This window comes from Pseudomonas sp. RIT411 (genome assembly GCF_003057735.2).
Lineage (GTDB): Bacteria > Pseudomonadota > Gammaproteobacteria > Pseudomonadales > Pseudomonadaceae > Chryseomonas > Chryseomonas oryzihabitans.
Genome location: NZ_QBIZ02000010.1, coordinates 138,206 through 162,907, shown reverse-complemented (window position 1 = coordinate 162,907; position 24,702 = coordinate 138,206). Strand labels below are relative to the sequence as shown.

Here is a 24,702-nt window from a genome sequence, read left to right as displayed (position 1 = left end):
AGCCGCCACCCCGCCCGCGCCCAGGGTGCAGGTGGAGACGCTGCACCCCTCGCCCCTGGCCATCGCCAGCGAACTCAGTGGCCGCCTGGTGGCGCCGCGGACCGCCGAGGTACGGGCGCGGGTCGCCGGCATCGTGCTGCAGCGGGTGTTTCACGAGGGCAGCGAGGTCAAGGCCGGCGCGGTGCTGTTCCGTATCGATCCGGCGCCGCTGCAGGCCGAGGTGGACAGCGCCGCGGCCGCCCTGCGCAAGGCCGAGGCCAGCGCCTTCCAGGCCCGCCGCCTGGCGGAGCGCTATGCGGCACTGGTGGAGAGCGAGGCGATCAGTCGTCAGGCGCAGGACGATGCCCAGGGTGCCAGTCTGCAGGCGCAGGCCGAGGTGGCGGCCGCCCAGGCGGCGCTCAAGCGGGCGCGGCTGAATCTGGGCTATACCACGGTCACCGCGCCCATCGCCGGGCGCATCGGCAAGGCTCTGGTCAGCGAAGGCGCCCTGGTCGGCCAGGGCGATGCCACGCCGTTGGCGATCATCCAGCAGCTGGACCCCATCCATGCCGACGTCACCCAGTCGACCCGCCAGCTCAAGGCGCTGCGCGATGCCCTCAGCGACGGCCGGCTGCAGCAGGTGGCGCCGGACCAGGCGCGGGTCACCCTGCTGCAGGAAGACGGCAGCCCCTACCCTGAGAGCGGCCGCCTGCTATTCGCCGATCTGGCGGTGGACGCCAGCACCGGCCAGATCACCCTGCGCAGCCAGTTTCCCAATCCACGGCGCGAACTCCTGCCGGGCAGCTTCGTGCGGGTGCGCCTGGAGCAGGCACGGCTCGACCAGGGCCTGAGCGTGGCGCAACGGGCGGTGCAGCGCAGCGCCGGCGGCCAGGCCCAGGTCTGGGTGGTGGATGCCGAAGACCGGCTCGCCCTGCGCGAGGTGCGCCTGGGACCGGTGGTGGACGGTCGCTGGGTGGTGGAATCCGGCCTGGCCGCTGGTGAGCGGGTACTGCTCTCGGGCCTGCAACAGGCGCAGCCGGGCCTGGTGGTAGAACCCCAGGCCGCCCCGGCGGAGGCGCGCTGATGGCCAATTTCTTCATCGACCGCCCGGTGTTCGCCTGGGTGGTGGCGCTGTTCATCCTGCTCGCCGGCCTGCTGGCCCTGCCGCAGTTGCCGGTGGCCCAGTATCCCAACGTGGCGCCGCCGCAGATCGAGTTGACCCTGAGCTATCCGGGCGCCTCGCCGCAGACCCTGGACGAGAGCGTGGTCAGCCTGGTCGAGCAGGAACTCAATGGCGTCAATCACCTGCTCTACTTCTCGTCCAGCAGCAGCCAGGGCAGCGCCACCCTGACCGTGACCTTCCAGCCCGGCACCGATCCGGAGCTGGCCAAGGTGGACATCCAGAATCGCCTCAAGGTGGTGGAGCCGCGCCTGCCGCGGGCGGTCACCCAGCAGGGCATCCAGATCGAGGAGACTTCCGCCGGCTACCTGCTGTTCGTCACCCTCACCGCCACCGACGCGCGCCTCGACACCACCGCCCTGAGCGACTACCTGGCGCGCAACGTGGTCAACGAACTGCGCCGGCTGGACGGGGTGGGCAAGGCCCAGCTGTTTGGCGCCGAGCACGCCTTGCGCGTCTGGCTCGACCCCAGTCGCCTGGTGGCGGTCGGCCTGACCCCGGCCGACGTGACCCGCGCCATCGCCGAGCAGAACGTGCAGGTGGCGGCCGGCAGCCTCGGCGAGTTGCCCGCCCCCGCGGGTCAGGAGCTGACCGCGCCGGTGCTGATCAAGGGCCAGCTCAGCGACCCGGCCGAATTCGCCGGCATCCTGCTGCGCGCCGGGGTCGATGGCTCCAGCGTGACCCTGGGCGATGTCGCCCGGGTCGAGGTGGGCAGCCAGAGCTACAACTTCGGCACCCGGCTGGACGGCAAGCCCTCGGTGGCGGTGGGGGTGCAGCTGGCGCCCACCGCCAATGCCCTGGCCACCGCCAAGGCGGTGCGCGCCAAGCTGGCCGAGTTGTCCCGGTACTTTCCGCCGGGGATGAAGTACGACATCCCCTACGACACGGCACCCTTCGTCGAGATCTCCATCACCCAGGTCATCCACACGCTGCTGGAGGCCATGGCGCTGGTGTTCGCGGTGATGTACCTGTTCCTGCAGAATCTGCGCTACACCCTGATCCCGACCCTGGTGGTGCCGGTGGCGCTGCTGGGCACCTGCGCCGTGCTCCTGGCGCTGGGCTATTCGATCAATGTGCTGACCCTGTTCGGCATGGTGCTGGCCATCGGTATCCTGGTGGACGACGCCATCGTGGTGGTGGAGAACGTCGAGCGCCTCATGGCCACGGAAGGACTCGATCCGCGCGCCGCCACGCGCAAGGCCATGGGCGAGATCTCCGGCGCCATCGTCGGCATCACCCTGGTGCTGACCGCGGTCTTCGTGCCCATGGCCTTCATGAGCGGTTCGGTGGGCGTCATCTATCGCCAGTTCTCGGCGTCCATGGCGGTGGCCATCCTCTTGTCCGCCTTTCTCGCCCTGAGCCTGACCCCGGCGCTGTGCGCCACCCTGCTCAAGCCGATTGCCCAGGGCGCCCATGCCCGCGGCGGCTTCTTCGGCGCCTTCAACCGGGGTTTCGAGCGCCTGACCGGCGGTTTCGAAGGCTGGGTGGCCCGCGCCATCCGCCGACTGCTGCCCAATCTCCTGCTGTTCGCCGTCCTGCTGGCGGCCCTGGTGGCGCTCTATGGCCGCCTGCCCGGCGCCTTTCTGCCCACCGAGGACCAGGGCTATCTGATCACCGACATCCAGCTGCCGCCGGGCGCTACCCAGGAGCGCACCCTCAAGGTGCTCGAGCGCCTGGAGCGCCATTACGCCGCGGAACCCGGGGTGGCCAACGACCTCGTGCTGCTCGGCTTCAGCTTTTCCGGCAGCGGCCAGAACGCCGCCCTGGCCTTCACTACCCTCAAGGACTGGTCCGCCCGCGGCCCGGCCGACTCCGCCGCAGCCATCGCCGAGCGGGCCAATACCGTCCTGGCGGGCGAGAGCGAGGCCCAGGGCTTCGCCGTGCTGCCGCCGCCGGTGGAAGGCCTGGGCACCTCCAGCGGCTTCGAGGTGCGTCTGCAGGACAGGTCCAATCGCGGCCAGGCGGCGCTCAAGGCGGCGCGCGATGAACTGCAGGCCAGACTGGCAGGCAATCCGATCATCGCCTACGTGCGGGAGACCGCCCTGGCCGACAGCGCCCAGGTGCAGCTGGTGGTGGATCGCCGCCAGGCCGCCGCGCTAGGAGTGAGTTTCAGCGCCCTCGGCGAGACCCTGGGCACGGCCCTGGGCTCCAGCTACGTCAACGACTTTCCCAATCGCGGCCGGATGCAGCAGGTGATCGTGCAGGCCGACCTGGGTACCCGCAGCCAGGTGGACGACCTGCTGCGCCTGGAGGTACGCAACGAGCGCGGACGCATGGTGCCGCTGTCCGCCTTCGTCAGCGCCGACTGGACCCAGGGCCCGGCGCAGTTGTCGCGCTACAACGGCTACCCCGCCATCAGCCTGGCCGGCGAACCGCTGCCCGGTCATACCACCGGCGAGGCCATGGCCGAACTGGAGCGCCTGGCCGCCGAGTTGCCGCGCGGCTTCGCCCTGGAGTGGACGGCGCTGTCGCTGCAGGAACGCCTCTCCGCCGGCCAGGCGCCCCTGCTGCTGGGCCTGTCGCTGCTGGTGGTGTTCCTCTGCCTGGCGGCGCTCTACGAGAGTTGGTCGATTCCCACCGCGGTGCTGCTGGTGGTGCCCCTGGGGGTACTCGGCGCGGTGCTGGCGGTGACCCTGAGGGGGATGCCCAACGACGTCTTCTTCAAGGTCGGCCTGATCACGGTGATCGGCCTCACGGCGAAGAACGCCATCCTGCTGATCGAATTCGCCAAGCGTCTGCACGACGAAGGCATGGACCTGCACCAGGCCACCTGCCGCGCCGCCCGCCTGCGCCTGCGACCCATCGTCATGACCTCGCTGGCCTTCATCCTCGGCGTGGTGCCCCTGGCCCTGGCCACCGGGGCCAGCTCGGCGAGCCAGCAGGCGGTGGGCACCGGGGTGATCGGCGGCATGCTCAGCGCCACCCTGGCGCTGGTCTTCGTGCCGGTGTTCTTCGTACTGGTGCTGCGGCTGGTCCGGCGCTGGCGCGCGCCGGACCGTTAGCCTCAGGCGTTGTGGGGGCGCTTGTCGCCCAGCAGCGTGGCGTCCTCGACCGGCGCGGGCTCGGGCTTGCGGGCGCCGAGCTTGTCCGAGGTCCGCAGGCTCTGCGGCAGCGCCCAGAACATCAGGCCGGCGGCCAGCAGGCTGGTGCAGCCGATGAGATAGAGCGCCGGGGTGGTGCTGCCGGTCAGGTCCTTGATGTAGCCCACCATCACCGGACTGACGATGCCGCCGACCTGCCCCAGGGTGTTGATCAGGGCGATGCCCCCCGCGGCGCCTGCGCCGGCGCCGGCCAGCAGTTTCGGCGGCAGCGACCAGAAGGTCGGGATGGCGGCGATGATGCCGGCGCCCATCAGGGCCAGGGACAGGATCAGGAAGAGGGTGTGGTCGGCGAAGAGTCCTGCGCTGAAGAACCCCAGGGCGCCGGCGATCACCAGGCCGCAGACGAACTTGCGCCGCTCGCCGCTGGCGTCCGACAGCCGTCCCACCACCACCATGGTGATGGCGCCAAACACGTAGGGCACGGCGGTCAGCAGGCCGATGAGGGTGGGACTCTCGGTACCGGCGCTGCGGATCAGCTGCGGCGCCCAGAAGTTGAGGCCATAGGAGGCGACCTGGATCAGGAAGTAGATCACCGCGAGCAGCAGGAAGCCCGGCAGCCGGATCGCCGCCAGCAGCGAGCCGTGGCTGTTGTTTTCATGGCGGGCGATGCGGCTGGCCAGGAAGGTCTTCTCGTCGGCGTTGAGCCAGGGCGCATCGGCGATGCGGTCATGCAGCAGGCGCAGCACCAGCACGCCGAGCAGCACGCAGGGGATGCCACCGACCAGGAACAGCCAGTGCCAGCCGCGCATGCCGAGCAGACCGTCCATCTGCCCGAGGATCACCCCCGAGACCGGGGCGCCGATCAGCCCGGCAAAGGCCGAGGCGAGAAACAGCGTCGAGGTGATGCGCCCGCGATAGCTCTGTGGAAACCACAGCGTCAGGTAGTAGAGGATGCCCGGCGCGAAGCCGGCCTCCATGGCGCCGATCAGGAAGCGCAGCACATAGAACTGCCATTCGGCGGTGACGAACATCATCAGCGCCGTAGCGATGCCCCAGGAGATCATGATGCGGGCGATCCAGCGCCGGGCGCCGACCTTGTACAGCATCATGTTGCTGGGTACCTCGAACAGCACATAGCCCACCACGAAGAGTCCCGCGCCCAGGCCATAGGCGGTGTTGCTCAGCGACAGGTCCGCCTGCAGCTGGAACTTGGCGAAGCTGATGTTGATGCGGTCGAAGAAGGCGAACAGGTAGCAGACCATGATCAGCGGCATGAGCCGCCAGGCGACCTTGCGGACGATGGCCTGTTCGGTGGCCGCCAGGGCGGCGGAGGTTGCGGATGAGGACATAGCGGTCTCCCGGGAGCGGCCAGGCTGGCGCTCCTTTGTTGTTGTAGTCAGGGCGAACGAATGAAAACGGGGGCGGCTCAGCCAGTGGCGGCGGGCGGCGGATGCAGATCGCAGTTGCGACCGGCCTTGGCCAGCTGACCGGGGGTGTCGTGGCCGAGCAGCGCCGGCAGGGTGCGCGACAGCGCGATCAGCCGCTCCAGGTCGATTCCGGTCTCCACTCCGGTTTCCACGCAGAGATTCACCAGGTCCTCGGTGCAGATGTTGCCGGACGCACCGGGCGCGAAGGGGCAGCCGCCGAGGCCGCCGAGGGCGGCGTCGAAGCGGCGCGCGCCGGCTTCATAAGCCGCCAGCACGTTGCACAGGCCGAGGCCGCGGGTGTTGTGGAAATGCAGGGTCAGGGCGGACGCCGGGATCAGTTCCAGCACCTGGCGGACGATCCGCGCGACCTGCCGCGGATTGGCCATGCCGGTGGTGTCGGCGAGGGTGATGCCGGTCATGCCCAGCGCCAGATAGCGCTGCACCAGCTCGAACACCCAGCCTTCGTCGATGCGCCCTTCGAAGGGGCAGCCGAAGGTGGTCGCCACCGTGCCGTTGAGCGAGACCGCCTGCCCCTTGGCCAGCTGCACCACCTCGGCGAAGCTGGCGAGGGACTGCTCGCAACTCATGCGCATGTTGGCGCGGTTGTGGGTCTGGCTGGCGGAGAGCACCAGGTTCAGCTCGTCGGCGCCGGCCGCCAGGGCACGCTGGGCGCCCTTGAGATTGGGCACCAGGGCGACGTAGGTCACCCCGGGCCGGCGGGCGATGCCCTGGAACACCGCCTCGCCGTCGCGCAGCATGGGTACCGCCTTGGGCGAGACGAAGGAACCGGCTTCGATCCGCGAGAAACCCAGCGCCGAAAGCTCGTCGATCAGAGCGATCTTGTCGGTGGTTTCCACCCAGCTCGGCTCGATCTGCAAGCCATCGCGGGGGGCGACTTCCTGGACGATCAGGCGTTCGGTACTCATTGCACCACCCCGCCCTGCCTGAGTCGCTGGATGTCCGCTTCGCTCAGCCCCAGTTCGGCCAGCAGGCCGTCGGTGTGCTGACCGAGGGTCGGACCCTGCCAGTTGACCTGGCCCGGAGTGGCCGACAGCTTGGGCACGATGCCCGGCATCTTCAGGGTGGCGCCGTCGGGCAGCGTGGTGTCCAGCAGCATCTCCCGCGCCTGGTAATGGGGATCGGCGACGATGTCGGCGGCCGAATAGATGCGACCGGCCGGGACCTCGGCGCCTTCGAGGATCTCCAGCACCTCGTCGATGCCGCGACTGCCGGTCCAGGCGGCGATGGCCTCGTCGATCAGCTCGCAGTGGCGGGCGCGCCCATCGTTCTGCGCAAGGTCCGGGCGCTCGGCCAGATCGGGACGGCCGATGGCCTGCATCAGCCGGACATAGATGGGATCGCTGTTGCCGGCGATCACCACGAAACCGCCATCGCCGGTGGGATAGGTGTTGGACGGCGCGATGCCCGGCAACGCCCCGCCGGTGCGCTCGCGCACATGACCGAGCATGGAGTATTCGGGCACCAGGCTTTCCATGACGTTGAACACGCTCTCGACCAGGGAGACATCGACCACCTGGCCGTCGCCCTGGCCGGTCTTGACCCGCAGCACCGACATCAGGGCGCCGATCACCGCGTGCATGGAGGCCAGGGAATCGCCGAGGCTGACCCCGACCCGCGCCGGCGGCACGCCCGGGGTACCGGTGGTGTAGCGGATGCCGCCCATGGCCTCGCCGATGGCACCGAAGCCGGGTCTATCACGATAGGGGCCGGTCTGGCCGTAGCCGGAGATGCGCACCAGGGTGAGCTTGGGATTGAGGGCGTGCAGGACGTCCCAGCCGAGGCCGAGCTTTTCCAGGGCGCCCGGGCGCAGGTTCTCGATGAGCACGTCGGCGCCCTCGACCAGCTGCTTGACCAGGGCCACGCCTTCGGCGGAGCGCAGATTCAGGGCGAGGGACTTCTTGTTGCGCGACTGCAGGTACCACCAGAGCGAGGTGCCCTCGTGCAGCTTGCGCCACTTGCGCAGGGGATCGCCCTTGTCCAGGGCTTCGATCTTGATCACCTCGGCGCCGAATTCGGCCATCAGCCGAGCGGCGAAGGGGGCGGCAATGAGCGTGCCGATCTCGATGACACGGAGTCCGGTGAGAGCCGTCATGGTGGCCTAGCCTCTCTTTGTTATTGGAATGAGGCCGATGCTAGGACAATAGTGCAGTCGGTGGTTAACGTCTTTCGGCAAGGGGTCTTCGCAGATCGCGAAGACCCGATTCACACGTCCAGCAGGTGGTCGTAGAGCAGCCGGCTGACCGGCGACAGCGACTCGACGTCGCGCACCACCAGCGCCAGGCTGCGCTGGGACCAGTCGTCATCCAGCGCCGCGGCGATCAGCCCGAGCGGTCGCCCGATGAGCTCGAAGGCCTGCAGCGGCAGCACGCCCAGGCCGAAGCCCGCCTGCACCATGCGGCACACGGCATCGAAGCCGGGCACATGGATGCGCAGGCGCAGGGCCTTGCCGTGACTGCGTGCGGCCGCCTTGGTGCGCAGGTTGATGAAGCTGTCGGCGTGCAGGCCGACGTGGTCGTCGTCCAGGGTCTCGGCGAAGGCCAGCCGCGGGCGTGCGGCCAGGCGATGATCCGGACGCATCACCACCACCAGGGTGTCCTGCCGGTAGGGCACGGCCAGCAGGCCGCGGGTATCGGTGTCCGAGGAGCAGATGCCCAGGTCGGCGGCGCCTTCCAGCACGCCCTTCACCACCCCCGCGCTGGGTCGTTCGTCCAGGCTGACCTTGACCTGGGGATGGCCGACGGTGAAGGCCTGCAGGTCTTCGGGGAGGAATTCGATGATGGCGGAGATGTTGGCCATCATCCGCACGTAGCCGCGCACGCCCTGCAGGTGCTCGCCGACATCGATGCTGATGCGTTCGACGTCGGCGAGGATGCGCTTGGCGTAATGCAGCAGCGTCTCGCCGACCGGGGTGAGGGTGGTGCCCTTGGCGTTGCGCTCGAAGAGTTCGATGTCGAGCGAGCGCTCCAGGTCGTGCAGTCGCTTGCTGGCGGCGGACAAGGCGATCATCTCGCGCTCGGCGGCGCGGGTCAGGGTGCCCTCCTCGTGCACCGCCAGCAGCAGCTGCAGCGAGACCAGGTCGAGGCGGCGGAGCAGGTTGCGGTAGTGCATCGTCTTGGGGTCCAGGCGGCCAGAGGTCCTTGTACAGGACCCGGCGCGCCCGGGGTAGCCACCTGCCTCAGGTTAGAGACCCAGGTCGCTCAGGCCGGGATGGTCATCCGGGCGCCGCCCCTGGGGCCAATGAAACAGCCGCTCGGCTTCGGTGATCGGCAGGTCGTTGATGCTGGCGTGGCGCTCGGCCATCAGGCCCTGGTCGTCGAAGTGCCAGTTCTCGTTGCCGTAGGCGCGGTACCACTGACCATCTTCGTCCCGCCATTCGTAGGCGAAGCGCACGGCGATACGCGCGCCGTCATGGGCCCAGAGTTCCTTGATCAGCCGGTACTCGTGCTCGCGCTGCCACTTGCGGGTGAGAAAGGCCTCGATGGCGGCGCGGCCCTGGAGGAAATCGCTGCGATTGCGCCAGCGGCTGTCGGCGGTATAGGCCAGGGCCACCTTGGCCGGATCGCGGCTGTTCCAGCCGTCTTCGGCGGCACGGACCTTTTGCCGGGCGGATTCGAGGGTGAAGGGCGGGACGGGAGGACGGGCGGCGCTCATGGGACACTCCTGGGCAGATGAGGCTCCAGTGTCGGGCCGCAGCGAGGGTGTCACAAGGTCGATCAGCCCACGGATCCGGCCAAGTCGCTCAGACCTCGACCAGGCGATAGTGCAAGCCCCGCACCACCGCCTCGACCCGGTTGCGCGCGCCCAATTTGCGGGCGGCGGAGTTGAGGTGCAGGTTGACCGTGGCGGTGGAGCGGTTGAGGGTCGCGGCGATGCGCTTGGCGGTCAGGCCCTTGGCCGAGTACTGCAGGCATTCGCGCTCGCGCGGCGTCAGGCGGACCTGACCGCAGCGGCGTTCGGCCGGCGCGAGCAGTTCGTCGGCCCGGGCCTGGAAGGCATGGGCCAGCACCAGGAAGGCGCCCAGGCAGGCTTCGCCGGCGGCCTCGGCGTCCCGCGCATCGGCATCGAGGATGCCGGTCAGGGTGGCGAAGGCACCGCCCGGCAGGTGCAGCGGCACCGTCACCCCGGTGGCCAGGCCGCTGTCACGCACATAGCAGGTGACCGGGCGGTGACTGTCACCCAGGTACTCGCGCAGGGCGCTGCGGGTTTCGCTGCGAAACGACCAGACGAAGGGCGCCGCGCGCCGACTGGCGCATTGCTGCACCGGGTCGATCTGGTAGTAGCCGCGCTCGCACCAGAAGGCCTGCATGTCCGCCGGGGCGTTGCGCACCTTGAATACCGAGGGGGTGATGAGCACGCCCTCGTGACTGAGGGGCACCGGGGCATAGTCGTAGATCAGCGCCTTGCACCCCAGGTGGTCGGCACTGGCCTGGACGGCATCCAGACAGGCGTCGAGCGTGGGCAGTCCGGCGAGGCGGCTGCTGACGGTGAGCAGATCGGCATGCATCTTGGAGCTCCTCCCCTGGGTCGCGATGGGGAACGCGAAGCAAAGGTTCTGCCAGTCGCGACAGCACTGCTGCAAACCTAGCACTTTTGCGGATGGGGCCAGGCCCCACCCTGGCCTAGAGTCGAGCCTAACCCGCCCCTTCGAGGAAGCCCCCATGACTCAGCACGCTCCGTCCGGCGACGCCGCCGACCTCGCCCGCTTCGGCTACACCCAGGAACTCAGGCGCCAGCTCGGGTTGAAGGACCTGCTGATCTACGGCCTGGTGTTCATGGTGCCCATCGCGCCCTTTTCCATCTTTGGCGGGGTGTTCGATGCCAGCCATGGCATGGTGCCCCTCACCTACCTGATCGGCTTCGTCGCCATGCTGTTCACCGCGGTCAGCTACCAGCAGATGTCGCGCGCCTTCCCGGTGGCCGGTTCGGTCTATGCCTATGTCGGCCGCGGCCTGCACCCGGCCCTGGGCTTTCTCGCCGGCTGGGCCATCCTGCTCGACTACCTGCTGGTGCCCACCCTGCTCTATGTGATCGGCGCCAACGCCATGGCCAACGTCATCCCGGCGCTTCCCCAGCCGCTGTGGATCCTCTTCTTCGTCGGCCTCAACACCCTGGTCAACCTGCGCGGCATCGAGACCACCGCCCGCGCCAACCGGCTGTTCCTCTATGGCCAGCTGGCGGTGCTGCTGGTGTTCGTGGTGCTGGCGTCGCTGGCCATCAGCCGCGGCGTGAACGGCGCCGAGTGGAGCCTGAAGCCGCTGTACAACCCCCAGGAATTCTCCCTGCCGCTGATCTTCAGCGCCCTGTCGGTGGCGGTGCTGTCCTTTCTCGGCTTCGACGCCATCTCCACCCTTTCCGAGGAAACCCGCGGCGGCAGCCGCGTGGTGGGCCGCGCCACCCTGCTGGCCCTGACCCTGGTGGCGGCGCTGTTCATGGTGCAGACCTGGCTGGCCGCCCTGCTGCAACCCAACCTGATCCAGTACCCCGACGCCGACGCCTCCAACAACGCCTTCTACGAGATCGGTCGGCTGATCGCCGGTCCCTGGCTGCAGGTGGTGATCGCCTTGGCGGTGGCCATCGGCGCCGCCATCGCCAACGCCCTGGTGGCCCAGGCCGCCACCTCGCGCCTGCTGTTCGCCATGGCCCGGGATCGCCAGCTGCCGCAGTTCCTGCGCCAGATCCATCCCACGACCCGGGTGCCGCAACGCGCCATCCTGCTGGTGGCGGCCCTGAGTCTGGTGCTGGGGCTGTTCTTTGTCGGCCAGATCAATCTGCTCGCCTCCATGTGCAACTTCGGTGCGCTGACCGCCTTCCTGCTCCTGCATGTGGCAGTGGCCTGGCATCACCGCGGCGCCGGTCGCCCGCTGCTCCATGCGCTGGTCCCGCTGATCGGCTTCATCATCCTCGCCTATGTGCTGTTCAACGCCGACGTCTACGCCAAGGTCGGTGGCAGCTGCTGGATGGTGCTGGGCCTGGCCGTGCTGGCCTTCCTCAGGCTCAGCGGCCGGACCACGGAATTCAAGGCCAACGACGCCGTCCATTAGGCACAGACCCGCCGCGGAGGCTTCAGATGATCAAGACCCTGCACAGCCAGCACTGCCATTGCGGCTGGGACCACAGCCTCCCCCCGGCGCTGGAGGTCGCGCCGGGCGAAACGGTCAGCTTTGCCTGCCGCGACGCGGCGGACGGCCACTTCCACGGCCACTCCAGCGCCGCCGACATCGCCACCCTGCCCTTCGAGCGGGTCAATCCGGTCTGCGGTCCGCTGTGGATCGAGGGTGCCGAGCCGGGCGACGTGCTCAAGGTGACGCTGGACAGCTTCACCCCCAGCGGCTTTGGCTGGACCGCCAACATCCCCGGCTTCGGCCTGCTCGCCGACCAGTTTCCGGACCCGGTGCTGCAACTCTGGCAGTACGACCGCAGCGGTCAGACGCCGGCCGCCTTCGGCGAGCTGGCGCGGGTCCCGCTCAAGCCCTTCGCCGGCACCCTGGGGGTGGCGCCCGCGGCGCCGGGTCTGCACTCGGTGGTGCCACCGCGACGGGTGGGCGGCAATCTGGATATCCGCGACCTGGCCGCCGGCACCAGCCTCTACCTGCCGGTGGAGGTCGCCGGGGCGCTGTTTTCCATTGGCGACACCCATGCCGCCCAGGGCGATGGCGAGGTCTGCGGCACGGCCATCGAGACCGCCATGGCGGTCACCGCCACCTTCGAGCTGATCAAGGGGCAACCGCTGGCCATGCCGCGCTTCAGCACCCCAGGGCCGGTCACCCGCCACCTGGACGGCGCCGGTTACGAGGTCTTCACCGGCGTCGGACCGGACCTGCTGGCGGCGGCGCGCCTGGCCGTCAGCGGCGCCATCGACTGGCTCGGGCAGAGCCGCAACCTGCCGGCGGAACAGGCCTATCTGCTCTGCTCGGTGTGTGGCGACCTGCGCATCAGCGAGATCGTCGATCTGCCCAACTGGGTGGTCAGCTTCTACTTCCCGCGGATCGTGTTCGAATAGCCGGGGCCGAATGGTCCGGCGCCCGCCGCGGCAACGTCCCCCACAGCGAGGCGATGACGATCAGCAGGCCGCCCAGCCAGCCCCAGAGGCCCAGACGCTCGTCCAGCCAGACGCTGGCGAACAGTGCGCCGAACAGCGGCTCGGCGCCCATCAGCAGGGCGACGCGGGTGGCGCTGGTGCGGCCCAGGGCAAAGTTCTGGGCGAGAAAGGCGCCCAGGGTGCAGAACAGCACCAGGTAGCCGGTGGCGAGCCAGAAGCCTGGCTGTACGGGTAGCGGCGCCAGGCCCGGGCCGAGGGCGAACAGCAGCAGGCAGGCCAGGCCGACCACCCCGGTCTGTACCGCGGTCAGTGCCAGGGCCGGTACCGGGGCACTGGCCTGCTGCAGACGCCGGCGCACCACGCAGACATTGACCGCGCGCAATACGGCTGCCAGCAGGATCAGACCATCACCCAGGTTGAAGCTCAGGGTCACCCCACGGGTCAGCAACCCGGCGCCCGCCACCGCCAGGGCCGCGGCGGCCAGGGCGCGAGCCTCGGGGCGCTGACCGAGTAACCACCATTCGGCGAAGGGCGTCAGGGCCACGCACAGGCTGATGAGAAAGGCGGCGTTGCTGGCGCTGGTCAGGGCCACGCCATAGGTCTCGGCGAGAAAGATCGCCAATAGCAGCAGACCGGTCGGCACCCCGGGTCGCCAGGCCCGCCGGCCCTCGCCCCTCAGGGTGGGCAGCAGCAGCGCTGCGGTGAGACAGAAGCGCAGCGCCAGATAGCCGAGCACCGGATAGAGCACCACGGCGTCCTTGACCACGGCGTAGCTGGTTCCCCAGACCAGGGCGGTGGCGAGCAACAGGCCTTCGGCAAGGCCGAAGGTGGGGCGTGACGACATGACGGCTTCTCCCTGGATCAGGCCGCCAGTGTGCCCGTCTCGCGGTAGGCGCGATAAGCCTGTTCGCGTGCACAGCTCTTGTTCCGCCAGGGAAGCAATGCCAGTCTTTCCAGCCCCATTGCTTCCCACGGACTTGGCATGGATCTCGTGCGCGCCCTCCCCCTGCTGCCCTGCCTGGTCGCCTTCGCCAAGGTGGTGGAGACCGGCAGCTTCACCGCCGCCGCCCGCCTGCTGGACGCCACGCCTTCGGCGGTCAGTCGTCAGGTGGCGCGACTGGAGCGGGAGCTGGGCGTACGCCTGCTGCAACGCACCACCCGTCAGCTGCGCCTGAGCGAGGCCGGCCGCGAGGTGCTCGGCCACTGCCGCCAGCTGCTGGCCGCCGCCGGCGCGGCGCTGGACAGCGGTCTGCAGCATCGCGAGGAGCCCCGCGGCCAGGTGCGCCTTGCCGTTCCCAAGGCGGTCGGCTACCGGCTGATATCTCCGCTGTTGCCGGACTTCTTCCAGCGCTATCCCGAGGTGGATCTGCAACTGCGCCTGGACGATCGTCCGCTGGACCCCATCGCCGACGACCAGGATCTGCTGGTGCGCATCACCGAGCAGCCACCCGCCGGCTTCGTCGCCCGGCCATTGCGCGAGATGGACTTCGTGCTCTGCGCCAGCCCGGCCTATCTCGGGCGCCGCGGCACGCCGCAGCAGCCCCAGGCGCTGGCCGAGCACGATTGTCTCTACCTGGGCGAAACCCCGGGCGACCAGCGCTGGCAACTGCGCCGCGGCGACCGGGTGGAAAGCGTGACGGTGCGGGGCCGCCTGGCCTGCAACCACAGCGGCGTGCGCCTGGAAGCCACCCTCGCCGACCTGGGCATCGCCTGCCTGCCGGCCTTCGCCGCCGAAGCCGGTCTGGCCGACGGCCGCCTGCGGCGGGTGCTATCCGACTGGCAATACCTCGGCCCCTACCAGGGCACCGCCTGGCTGCTCTATCCGCCGGATCGCCAGTTGCCGGCGGCGGTCAGGGCGCTGGTGGACTTTCTGCTGGAGCGGCTCGGGCCAACCCCAGGTTCAGGCTAGCACCGCCACCGACTTGAGCTGCGCCCACACTCGACTCCCCGGCTGCAACGCCAGCCGCTCCAGCGAATAGCGGGTGATCCGCGCCAGCAGCGCCGTGCCGCCCAGGTCCAGGCGCAAGAGCACCTGGGCCGGCGAACGGGTCGGGGCGATCTCGGCGACGGTGGCCGGCAGCACATTGAGGATGCTGCTGTGCTGGCGTTCCAGGCTGAGGCTGACATCCCGCGCCAGCACCTTGATGCGCAGCGACTGCCCGGGCGGCAGCGGGGCATGGGCCAGCAGCACGCGCTGCTCGCCCGACAGGCCCAGGCTGAGCAGCCCGTAGTCCGGGTCATGGCCGAGCACCCGCCCTTCCAGCACCACCCCGGCGTCGTCGGCCAGGGCGATGGGCAGGTCGAGGCGCGCCAGTACCTCGGTGGTCGGCCCACTGGCCAGCACCCGCCCCCGCTCCAGCAGCACCAGGTGATCGGCCAGCCGCGCCACCTCATCGGGGGCATGGCTGACATAGAGGATCGGCAGCGCCAGCTCCCGGGTCAGGCGTTCCAGGTAGGGCAGGATCTCGGCCTTGCGCTCGGCGTCCAGCGCCGCCAGGGGTTCGTCCATCAGCAGCAGCCGCGGACTGGTCAGCAGCGCTCGGGCGATGCCGACCCGCTGGCGTTCGCCGCCGGACAGGCGCGCCGGCATCCGCGCGAGCAGTCCTTCGATGCCCAGCAACTCGACGACCTGCTCCAGTTCCAGCCGGCGCGCGGCGGGCGCCACCCGCCTCCAGCCGAACAGCAGGTTGCGGCGCACGTCCAGGTGCTCGAACAGATTGGCGTCCTGGAAGACGTAGCCCAGGGCGCGTCGGTGCGGCGGCAGGAACAGGCCGCGGTCGCTGTCCTGCCAGGTCTCTTCCGCCACCACCAGGCGGCCACGGGCGGCGGGCTCGAGTCCGGCCACGCACCTCAGGCAACTGGTCTTGCCCGAACCCGAGGGACCGAACAGCGCGGTGACGCCCCTGCCGGGCAGGGCGAGGTCCACGTCCAGCACGAAGTCGGCATGCCGCAATTCGAAGCGCGCAGCGAGACTCATGTCCAGGCCGACCGCCCACGGCGCCCATAGAGCAGCAGCAGGATCACGAAGGAGAAGGCCAGCATGCCCCCGGCCAGCAGGTGCGCCTGGGGATACTCCATGGCTTCCACATGATTGAAGATCTGGGTGGAGACCACCTGGGTGCGCCCGGGAATGTTGCCGCCGATCATCAGTACCACGCCGAATTCGCCCACGGTATGGGCAAAGCCGAGGATGGCGGCGGTGACGAAGCCCGGCCGCGCCAGCGGCAGCACCACGTGGAAGAAGGTATCCAGGGGACCGGCTCTGAGGGTCGCCGCCGCTTCCAGCGGGCGCGGACCGATGGCCTCGAAGGCGTTCTGCAGCGGCTGCACCACGAAGGGCAGCGAATAGCACAGCGAACCCACCACCAGCCCGGCGAAGGTGAAGGGCAACCGCCCCAGCCCCAGCGCCTCGGTCAATTGCCCTACCCAGCCCTCCGGCCCCATGGCCAGCAGCAGGTAGAAGCCGATCACCGTGGGCGGCAGCACCAGCGGCAGGGCCACCAGGGCGCCGACCGGTCCCTTGAGCCGGGAGCGGGTGCGCGCCAGCCACCAGGCGAGGGGCGTACCCAGCACCAGGAGCAGCAGGGTGGTCACGCTGGCCAGTTCCAGGGTCAGGCGGATCGCCGCCCAGTCCGCCGCGCTCAGGCTCATGGGGTCACTGCCGGTAGCCGTAGGCCTTGAGCACCGCGGCCGCCTGGGGGCCCTTGAGATAGGCCAGCAGCGCCTTGGCCGCCGGCTGGTCCTGGCCCTTGTCCAGCAATACGGCGTCCTGGCGGATCGGCTCATAGAGCTCGGCCGGCACGATCCAGGCCGAGCCTTCCTTGATCTTGCCGTCCCCGTAGATCTGCGACAGGGCGACGAAGCCCAGCTCGGCATTGCCGGTGGCGACGAACTGGTAGGTCTGGGTGATGTTCTGGCCTTCCACCCGCTTGGCCGCGACCGCCTCGGTCAGGCCCAGTTTGGCCAGCACTTGGCTGGCGGCCAGGCCATAGGGCGCGGTCTTGGGATTGGCCACGGCCAGGTGGGTGAAGGCGTTCCGCTTGAGCACCGCGCCGTCGCCGTCCACATAGCCGGGCTTGGGCGACCAGAGCGCCAGGGTGCCGATGGCATAGGTGAAGCGCGAGCCCTTGACCGCCGCGCCCTCGCTTTCCAGCTTGGCCGGGGTGCTGTCGTCGGCGGAGAGAAAGACCGCGAAGGGCGCGCCATTCCTGATCTGGCCATAGAGCTGGCCGGTGGCGCCGCTGGAAATCACCAGCTGATGGCCGGTGTCCTGGGCGAAGCGCTCGCCGATGGCCTTGAGCGGCGCGCTGAAATTGGCGGCCACGGCGACCTGGACCTCATCGGCCAGGGCCGGGGTGGCCAGGGCTGCGGTGAGCAGGGAAAGCAACAGGCGGGAACGGCTGGATGGCATCGGGCTTTCTTCCTCGGGGCTGGCAATCCCTCCGCAGTCGCAGGACGCTGGCGGCTGCGGAGGGCACAAAAGAAAACGCCGGCAGGTGGCCCCGCCGGCGTTGGTTCTGGCGCTTAGGCCAGCTTCTTGTACTTCACCCGCTTGGGCTGGGCAGCGGCCTCGCCCAGGCGCTTCTTGCGATCGGCTTCGTACTCTGTGTAGTTGCCTTCGAAGAACACCACGTTGGAGTCATCCTCGTAGGAGAGGATGTGGGTGGCGATGCGGTCGAGGAACCAGCGATCGTGGGAGATCACGATGGCCGCGCCGGGGAAGTCCAGCAGGGCGTCTTCCAGGGCGCGCAGGGTTTCCACGTCCAGGTCGTTGGAGGGTTCGTCCAGCAGCAGCACGTTGCCGCCCTGCTTGAGGGTCAGCGCCAGGTGCAGACGACCGCGCTCACCGCCGGAGAGATCCTTGACGAACTTCTGCTGGTCGGCGCCCTTGAAGTTGAAGCGACCCACATAGCTGCGCGAGGGTACCTCGTAGTTGCCGATCTTGATCACGTCGGAGCCATCGGAGACCTGCTCCCAGACGGTCTTGGTGTCGGACAGGTTCTCGCGGCTCTGGTCGACGCTGGCCAGTTGCACGGTGTCGCCGATCTCGATGCTGCCCGAATCCGGCTGCTCCTTGCCCATGATCATGCGGAACAGGGTCGACTTGCCCGCGCCGTTGCCGCCGATGACACCGACGATGGCGCCCTTGGGCACCACGAAGCTCAGGTCGTCGATCAGCAGGCGATCGCCGTAGCCCTTGCTGACGTTCTTGAACTCGATGACCTTGTCGCCCAGGCGCTGGCCGGCGGGGATGTAGATCTCGTTGGTCTCGCTGCGCTTCTGGAATTCCTGGGACTGCATTTCCTCGAAGCGCTGCAGGCGGGCCTTGGACTTGGACTGGCGGGCCTTGGCACCGGAGCGCACCCATTCCAGTTCGGCCTTCATGGCCTTGGCATGGGCGGCTTCCTGCTTGGCTTCCTGGGTCAGGCGCGCGGCCTTGGATTCCAGCCAGCCGGAGTAGTTGCCCTCGAAGGGGATGCCCTGGCCACGGTCCAGTTCCAGGATCCAGCCGGCGACGTTGTCGAGGAAGTAGCGGTCGTGGGTGATGGCCACCACGGTACCGGGGAAGTCGTGGAGGAAGTGCTCCAGCCAGGCCACCGAGTCGGCGTCCAGGTGGTTGGTGGGTTCGTCCAGCAGCAGCATGTCGGGGGCCGACAGCAGCAGGCGGCACAGTGCCACGCGGCGCTTCTCGCCACCGGAAAGCACCCCGACCTTGGCGTCCCAGGCCGGCAGGCGCAGGGCGTCGGCGGCGACTTCCAGCTGGCGGTCCAGGTTGTGACCGTCGGCGGCCTGGAGGATGGCTTCCAGCTTGGCCTGCTCGGCGGCCAGGGCGTCGAAGTCGGCATCCGGCTCGGCGTAGGCGGCATAGACCTCGTCCAGGCGGGCCTGGGCCTGCTTGATCTGACCGACCGCTTCCTCGACCACCTCACGAACCGTCTGCTCGGGATCAAGTTTCGGTTCCTGCGGCAGATAACCCACATTGATACCGGGCATCGGACGCGCTTCACCTTCGATCTCGGTATCGACGCCGGCCATGATGCGCAGCAGCGTCGATTTACCCGCACCGTTCAGACCGAGCACGCCGATCTTGGCGCCGGGAAAGAACGACAGGGAGATGTTCTTGAGGATTTCACGCTTGGGCGGCACGACCTTGCCGACCCGATGCATGGTGTAGACGTATTGAGCCATGGTGGGACCTTGGGACCGGAATGAAAAACAGGGGACACAGTATGGCGTCAGCAGCGAACGCTGTCGAAACCCCGCGCGACGAAAGCGCCGGCGCTGATCACGCGGAAAAAACCGGCGGAGACACCGTCCGGTCCCTTATCATAGGCCATCCCTGCCCCGCGGAATCGGGCGCAGCCGAACGGCCATCGCCTCTGCAGGAACGCAGTCCGTCGTGAACAGCCCGCCCTCCTCGCTGCCGGAAGCGCCGCTCGCCCCCGCCTCGCGACGCCTCACCCGCGGCCTGCTCGTCCTTTCGCTGGTGGCCATGCTGGCCCTGATGTTCTGGCAGGCCTTCGCCAGCGTGGCCGAGCGCGAGGCCCTGCGGCGCGAACAGCTGGACAGCCTGACCCAGCAACTGGCCAACACCGTCGAATTCGGCCTGGCGCTCAAGGCCCAGGCGGTGCGCAGCACCCTGCGCTGGTCGCTGGACCCTACCCTGCCGCTGGCTCCCAACCTGCTGCTCGGCCTCCAGGACTTCTTTCCCGGGCTGCAACAGGTGCGCTGGCTGCCGGCCAACGCCACTCTGCGCGCCGCCCGCCTGGGCGATACGCCGGACGCCGCCTTCATCCAGCAACTGATCGCGCGCGCCGGCCAGGCCGACTTCCGCTACGGCTACAATGCCGAGGCCGCGGCGGCGCCCCTCTATGTGCTGCTGGCCGGCGATCGCGAGGAGCAGCGGGGCTGGTGGGTGCTGACCAGCGCCCCCCTGCTCGAACCCCTGTGGCGGCCGACCCGGGTCCCGTCCGGCCTCGACTGGCGCCTGGAAGATCGCGCCCAGGGCACCCTGCTGTTCCGCGGCGGGGCGACCCCGGCGGCGGACAGCCGCGATGAAGTACGCCAGGAGCTGGCCTACAGCAACTGGCAGGTGGTGGGCAGCCATCCCGCCGAAGACATGGGCACCACCCTGCTGGGAGCCTCCTTCGGCCGCCTGGCGCTGTTCGGCCTGTCCGGCCTGGTGGCGGTCATCCTGCTCTACCTGCTGCTGCGCGAAGAACGTGGCCTGCGCGCCCTGACCCTCGCCTCGCGACGCGGCCTGCGCCTGGCCGGCATCGCCCTCAACGGCATCGAGGAAGCCGTCTGCATGACCCAGGCCGACGGTCGCCTGGTCCATGTCAACGCCACCGCCGCCCGCCTGCTGGGCATCGCCGCCGATGACGCCCAGCAGTTCTTCCTCGCCAGTCTGTTGCCCGAGGTGGTGGCCCTGACGCCCGCCGAACGTGATGGCGGTGCCCTGGTCACCCTGGTGGTGGAAGGCCAGCCGCGGCGCTTCGCGGTCAGCTGCCATGCCCTGGCGGCCAGCCAGCCCAGCGCCCGCGTCCTGCGCGACCGCACCCAGACCCAGGACGGCTTCGTCTGGGTACTGCGCGACGTCACCGAGCAGCAGCGCAACCTGGAGACCATCCAGACCACCCGGCAGCGCTACGAAAGCATCTTCAACGGGGTGCACACCGGCATCTGCGTGGTCGATCTGAGCGCCGTCCATCCCCACATGCACGCCCTGGGCCTGGAACGTCCCGAGCAACTGGCGGAGCTGTTCGCCCGCCAGCCCGAGGCCCTGGATGCCCTGGGCCGCCAGGTGCGCATCACCGAGATCAACCAGCGCGCCCTGGAAATGCTCGGCATCGGCCACCTGGACCAGGCCTGGGCGCGGCTGGTGGGTGACTCCCGCGTCCAGCTCGGCGGCAAGCGCTACCGCCTGCTGGCCGGTCTGCTCTCCGGCCAGCAGGTGCTGGAACTCGAGACCTGCATCGACACCGCCGAGGGCGAGCGCCATCTCTGGCTGACCATGCACCTGCCGGCCGATCCCCAGCACCTCGATGCCACCCTGCTCAGCCTCACCGACATCACCCAGCGCAAGCTCGGCGAATTGCGCCTGCTCGAGCGCGACAGCTTCTGGTCGAATCTGATCAGCGCCATCCCCGACACCCTCTACACCTACGACGTGGCCAGTGGCGAGCTGACCTACGAGAGTCATTCGCTGGCGCTCAAGCTCGGCTATCCGCCGGAGGCCTTCGCCAGCCTCGGTCGCGCGCGCCTGCATCCGGACGACGTCGAGCTGCACGAGCGGGTGGTCAGCATGCGGCCGACGCTGTCCGACCAACCCAGCAGCAGCCTCCTGCGCTGGCAGCACCGCAACGGCGGCTGGCGCTGGTTCGACGTGCGCGAGCAACGCCTCGCCAGTGCGGCGGACGGCAGCGCGGCGAGCGTGGTGGGGCTGGCTCTGGACGTCACCGACATGGTCCGCGCCAGCGAGCGCCTGCGCGAGAGCGAGAATCGCTACCGGCAGCTGGCGGAAAGCATCAGCGACGTCATCTTCACCACCGACGCCCAGCTGGTGCTCAACTACCTCAGCCCCTCGGTCGAGGAATTGCTCGGCTATCCCGTCACCGAGCTGCAACAGCGCACCCTGGCCGAGCTGGTGGTGCATTCGCGCCAGCTGCAGGAATTCCGCCGCACCCTGCAGCGGCTGTTGCGCAGCCTCGACGATCCGCGCGCCCTGGCCGAGCTGCGCCGGGAACACTTCGCGCCCCTGCTGCTGGATTGCCTGCACGCCCAGGGTCACACCCTGCAGATCGAGCTGCGGCTCAAGCCGCTGTGGGACGACCACGAGCGCTTCGCCGGCCTGCTCGGCATCTGCCGCGACATCTCCGCCCAGCGCCGTACGGAAAAGGACATGCGCATGGCGGCCACGGTCTTCGACCACTCCGCCGGCGCCATCCTGGTCACCGACCCGGCCGGCTACATCGTGCGGGTCAACCGCACCTTCACCCGCATCACCGGCTTCAGCCCCGAAGAGGTGTTCGACCAGCAGCCGATGATGCTCTGCGCGGACAAGCAGGAAGCCAACCAGCTGCAGCACGTGATGCAGCAGCTGCGCACCCAGGAGAGCTGGGAAGGCGAACTCTGGCAGCGACGCCAGGACAACGAGCCCTACCCCTCCTGGGTCGGCATCACCGCCATCCGCGACGACGACGGCGACCTGATGAGCTATGTCTGCTTCTTCGTCGACATCAGCGAGCGCAAGGCCAGCGAAAGACGCATCCATCGCCTCGCCTACTACGACGCCCTGACCCTGCTGCCCAACCGCACCCTGTTCCAGGACCGCCTGCACAACGCCCTGCAGCAGAGTCGCCACAACGGCAGCTGGGTGGTGCTGATGTTCCTCGACCTCGACCGCTTCAAGCCGATCAACGACAGCCTCGGCCACGCCGCCGGTGACCGCCTGCTCAAGGAGGTGGCCATGCGCCTGACCGCCTGCGTGGGCACCGAGGACAGCGTGGCGCGCATGGGCGGCGACGAATTCACCCTGCTGCTGTCGGGCCTGGAAACCCGCGAGGTGGCCCTGGCCCAGGCGATCCGCGTCGGCGAGCAGATCCTCACCCAGCTGTCCGAGGCCTTCGTGCTCGAAGGCCGCGAATTCTTCGTCTCCGCCAGCATCGGCATCGCCCTCTCGCCGCAGGACGGCCATGAGCTCAGCCAGCTGATGAAGAACGCCGACACCGCCATGTACCACGCCAAGGAGATGGGCAAGAACAACTTCCAGTTCTACCAGGCCGAGATGAACGCCCGCGCCCTGGAACGCCTGGAACTGGAAGCCGATCTGCGGCACGCCCTGCTGCAGGGTGAATTCCGCCTGCACTACCAGCCGCAGTACCGCTGCGACAACCGGCGCCTGACCGGGGTCGAGGCCCTGCTGCGCTGGGAGCATCCGGTGCGCGGCCACGTCTCGCCGGCGGAATTCATCCCGGTGCTCGAAGAGATCGGCCTGGTGGTCCAGGTCGGGGACTGGGTGATTCGCGAGGCCTGCCGGCAGATGCGCGAGTGGCACGCGGCCAGGGTGCGCATTCCCAAGGTCTCGGTGAATCTCTCCGCGCGGCAATTCAGCGACGGCCAGCTCGGCCAGCGCATCGCCGCGATCCTTGCCGAGACCGGCCTGGCGCCGGCCTGCCTGGAGCTGGAACTGACCGAGAGCATCCTGATGCGCGACGTCGGCGAGGCCCTGCAACTGCTCGGCGAACTCAAGAGCCTGGGCCTGTGCATCGCGGTGGACGACTTCGGCACCGGCTATTCCTCGCTCAACTACCTCAAGCAGTTCCCCATCGACATCCTCAAGATCGACCGCAGCTTCGTCGACGGCCTGCCCCACGGCGAGCAGGATGCGCAGATCGCCCGGGCCATCATCGCCATGGCCCACAGCCTCAATCTCTCGGTGATCGCCGAGGGCGTCGAGGAACCGGCGCAACTGGAATTCCTGCGCCTGCATGGCTGCGACGAGGTGCAGGGCTTCCTCTTCGACCGTCCGCTGCCGCCGGATCTGCTGCGCGAACGGCTGGAGCACCAGGGGCTGTTTCCGGTCCTGACATGAGACCGATGGCGCCACCGCATGACCGGCGCTCATACCTCAGAGTTCCCGCGATGGGGTAGAATACTGCCCCTCACGAGCCCGATCGGGCTCGCTCTTCGCCATGCCTCAGGGGACCCTGCCGCCATGTTCAGCCGTGAAACCACCCTCGCCCGCTTCGACGCCGACCTGTATGCCGCCATGCAGCAGGAAGCCCAGCGTCAGGAAGATCACATCGAGCTGATCGCTTCGGAAAACTACACCAGCCCGGCGGTCATGGAAGCCCAGGGCAGCGTGCTGACCAACAAGTACGCCGAAGGCTATCCCCACAAGCGCTACTATGGCGGCTGCGAATACGTCGACGTGGTCGAGCAACTGGCCATCGACCGCGCCAAGCAGCTGTTCGGCGCCGACTACGCCAACGTCCAGCCGCACTCCGGCTCCCAGGCCAACTCGGCCGTCTACCTCGCGCTGATCGAAGCCGGTGACACCATCCTCGGCATGAGCCTGGCTCACGGCGGTCACCTGACCCACGGCGCCACCGTGTCCTCTTCCGGCAAGCTGTACAACGCCGTGCAGTACGGCATCGACGAGCAGGGCCTGATCGACTACGCCGAGGTCGAGCGCCTGGCCCAGGAACACAAGCCCAAGGTCATCGTCGCCGGCTACTCCGCCTACTCCCAGGTGCTGGACTTCGCCCGCTTCCGTGCCATCGCCGATGCCGTGGGTGCCTACCTGTTCGTCGACATGGCCCACTTCGCCGGGCTGGTCGCCGCCGGCGTCTACCCCAACCCGGTCCCCTTCGCCGACGTGGTCACCAGCACCACCCACAAGACCCTGCGCGGCCCGCGTGGCGGCCTGATCCTGGCCAAGGCCAACGAAGCCATCGAGAAGAAGCTCAACTCGGCGGTCTTCCCCGGTGCCCAGGGCGGTCCGCTGATGCACGTCATCGCCGGCAAGGCGGTGTGCTTCAAGGAAGCCCTGCAGCCCGAGTTCAAGACCTACCAGCAGCAGGTGATCAAGAACGCCCAGGCCATGGCCGGCGTGTTCATCGAGCGTGGCTTCGACGTCGTCTCCGGCGGCACCGACAACCACCTGTTCCTGCTCAGCCTGATCAAGCAGGAAATCACCGGCAAGGACGCGGACGCCGCCCTGGGTCGCGCCTTCATCACCGTGAACAAGAACTCGGTGCCGAACGATCCGCGCTCGCCCTTCGTCACCTCCGGTCTGCGCATCGGCACCCCGGCCGTCACCACCCGTGGCTTCCAGGAAGCCGAGTGCCGCGAACTGGCCGGCTGGATCTGCGACATCCTCGGCAACATGGGCGACGAATCGGTGATCGACGCCGTCCGTGAAAAGGTCAAGGCCGTCTGCGCTCGCCTGCCGGTCTACGGCAAGTAAGAGGCACGCCTTCCCCCTCTCCCCCTGGGAGAGGGCCGGGGTGA

General features: G+C 68.9%; 18 protein-coding genes. 7 read left to right on the top strand and 11 right to left on the bottom strand.

Annotation, left to right across the window (positions count from 1 at the left end; all coding sequences use genetic code 11):
• Positions 1-1,063: efflux RND transporter periplasmic adaptor subunit (locus tag DBY63_RS15645; RefSeq protein ID WP_218565013.1), on the top strand; the 1,063-nt coding region annotated here is incomplete at its 5' end.
• Positions 1,063-4,161 carry a multidrug efflux RND transporter permease subunit gene (locus tag DBY63_RS15640; protein WP_108582397.1) on the top strand — a complete coding sequence of 1,033 codons (3,099 nt, stop codon included), beginning with the start codon at positions 1,063-1,065 and terminating at the stop codon, positions 4,159-4,161. The genes DBY63_RS15645 and DBY63_RS15640, both read left to right, overlap by 1 nt.
• 2 nt (positions 4,162-4,163) lie before the next feature.
• Here the strand turns inward: DBY63_RS15640 and DBY63_RS15635 are convergent, their stop codons facing one another.
• From DBY63_RS15635 to DBY63_RS15610, 6 genes are all read right to left on the bottom strand, one after another.
• Positions 4,164-5,549 (bottom strand): MFS transporter, encoded by a 1,386-nt coding sequence (locus tag DBY63_RS15635; protein ID WP_037007309.1) that lies wholly within the window; start codon positions 5,547-5,549, stop codon positions 4,164-4,166.
• Positions 5,550-5,626: 77 nt separating this feature from the next.
• Positions 5,627-6,553: a hydroxymethylglutaryl-CoA lyase gene (locus tag DBY63_RS15630; protein WP_027598452.1), complete on the bottom strand. Its 927-nt coding sequence runs from the start codon at positions 6,551-6,553 to the stop codon at positions 5,627-5,629.
• Positions 6,550-7,740 carry a CaiB/BaiF CoA-transferase family protein gene (locus tag DBY63_RS15625; protein ID WP_027598451.1) on the bottom strand — a complete coding sequence of 397 codons (1,191 nt, stop codon included), beginning with the start codon at positions 7,738-7,740 and terminating at the stop codon, positions 6,550-6,552. Before DBY63_RS15625 ends, DBY63_RS15630 begins: the two co-directional genes overlap by 4 nt.
• A gap of 110 nt (positions 7,741-7,850) precedes the next feature.
• Positions 7,851-8,756 carry a LysR family transcriptional regulator gene (locus tag DBY63_RS15620; RefSeq protein ID WP_027602961.1) on the bottom strand — a complete coding sequence of 302 codons (906 nt, stop codon included), beginning with the start codon at positions 8,754-8,756 and terminating at the stop codon, positions 7,851-7,853.
• A 72-nt stretch (positions 8,757-8,828) separates the two neighbouring features.
• Positions 8,829-9,299, bottom strand: coding sequence for a nuclear transport factor 2 family protein (locus DBY63_RS15615; RefSeq protein ID WP_027598449.1), 471 nt, complete (start codon positions 9,297-9,299; stop codon positions 8,829-8,831).
• A gap of 88 nt (positions 9,300-9,387) precedes the next feature.
• Positions 9,388-10,152, bottom strand: a complete 765-nt coding sequence (locus DBY63_RS15610) for a LuxR family transcriptional regulator (protein ID WP_027602960.1) — start codon at positions 10,150-10,152, stop codon at positions 9,388-9,390.
• Between the two features lie 154 nt (positions 10,153-10,306).
• Here DBY63_RS15610 and DBY63_RS15605 point away from each other — a divergent pair, with 154 nt between their 5' ends.
• The gene (locus tag DBY63_RS15605; protein WP_108582396.1) at positions 10,307-11,689 is read left to right on the top strand and encodes an APC family permease; all 1,383 of its coding nucleotides are present in this window, start codon (positions 10,307-10,309) and stop codon (positions 11,687-11,689) included.
• A gap of 26 nt (positions 11,690-11,715) precedes the next feature.
• On the top strand, positions 11,716-12,648 hold the full coding sequence (locus DBY63_RS15600; protein ID WP_108582395.1) for an acetamidase/formamidase family protein: 933 nt from the start codon (positions 11,716-11,718) through the stop codon (positions 12,646-12,648).
• On the opposite strand, the gene DBY63_RS15595 is transcribed toward DBY63_RS15600, so the two are convergent.
• Positions 12,614-13,531: a DMT family transporter gene (locus DBY63_RS15595; RefSeq protein WP_058790362.1), complete on the bottom strand. Its 918-nt coding sequence runs from the start codon at positions 13,529-13,531 to the stop codon at positions 12,614-12,616. The genes DBY63_RS15600 and DBY63_RS15595 overlap by 35 nt on opposite strands.
• A 138-nt stretch (positions 13,532-13,669) precedes the next feature.
• Here DBY63_RS15595 and DBY63_RS15590 point away from each other — a divergent pair, with 138 nt between their 5' ends.
• The gene (locus DBY63_RS15590) at positions 13,670-14,596 is read left to right on the top strand and encodes a LysR family transcriptional regulator (RefSeq protein ID WP_108582394.1); all 927 of its coding nucleotides are present in this window, start codon (positions 13,670-13,672) and stop codon (positions 14,594-14,596) included.
• Here the strand turns inward: DBY63_RS15590 and modC are convergent.
• From modC to ettA, 4 genes are all read right to left on the bottom strand, one after another.
• Positions 14,588-15,664: a molybdenum ABC transporter ATP-binding protein gene (gene modC / locus DBY63_RS15585; RefSeq protein ID WP_108582393.1), complete on the bottom strand. Its 1,077-nt coding sequence runs from the start codon at positions 15,662-15,664 to the stop codon at positions 14,588-14,590. The two genes, DBY63_RS15590 and modC, sit on opposite strands and share 9 nt — an antisense overlap.
• Positions 15,661-16,338: a molybdate ABC transporter permease subunit gene (modB, locus tag DBY63_RS15580; RefSeq protein ID WP_042136720.1), complete on the bottom strand. Its 678-nt coding sequence runs from the start codon at positions 16,336-16,338 to the stop codon at positions 15,661-15,663. The genes modC and modB overlap by 4 nt, the downstream gene beginning before the upstream one ends.
• A 4-nt stretch (positions 16,339-16,342) precedes the next feature.
• Entirely contained in the window at positions 16,343-17,098 is a 756-nt protein-coding gene (modA, locus tag DBY63_RS15575; protein ID WP_027598442.1) for a molybdate ABC transporter substrate-binding protein, read from the bottom strand.
• A 113-nt stretch (positions 17,099-17,211) separates the two neighbouring features.
• Entirely contained in the window at positions 17,212-18,876 is a 1,665-nt protein-coding gene (gene ettA / locus DBY63_RS15570; protein WP_007162716.1) for an energy-dependent translational throttle protein EttA, read from the bottom strand.
• 211 nt (positions 18,877-19,087) lie between these two features.
• On the opposite strand from ettA, the gene DBY63_RS15565 reads away from it, so the two are divergent.
• Together DBY63_RS15565 and glyA are read left to right on the top strand one after the other, a co-directional pair.
• On the top strand, positions 19,088-23,281 hold the full coding sequence (locus DBY63_RS15565) for an EAL domain-containing protein (protein WP_108582392.1): 4,194 nt from the start codon (positions 19,088-19,090) through the stop codon (positions 23,279-23,281).
• A 123-nt stretch (positions 23,282-23,404) separates the two neighbouring features.
• Positions 23,405-24,658, top strand: a complete 1,254-nt coding sequence (glyA, locus tag DBY63_RS15560; RefSeq protein WP_027602952.1) for a serine hydroxymethyltransferase — start codon at positions 23,405-23,407, stop codon at positions 24,656-24,658.
• Positions 24,659-24,702: the final 44 nt, after the last annotated feature.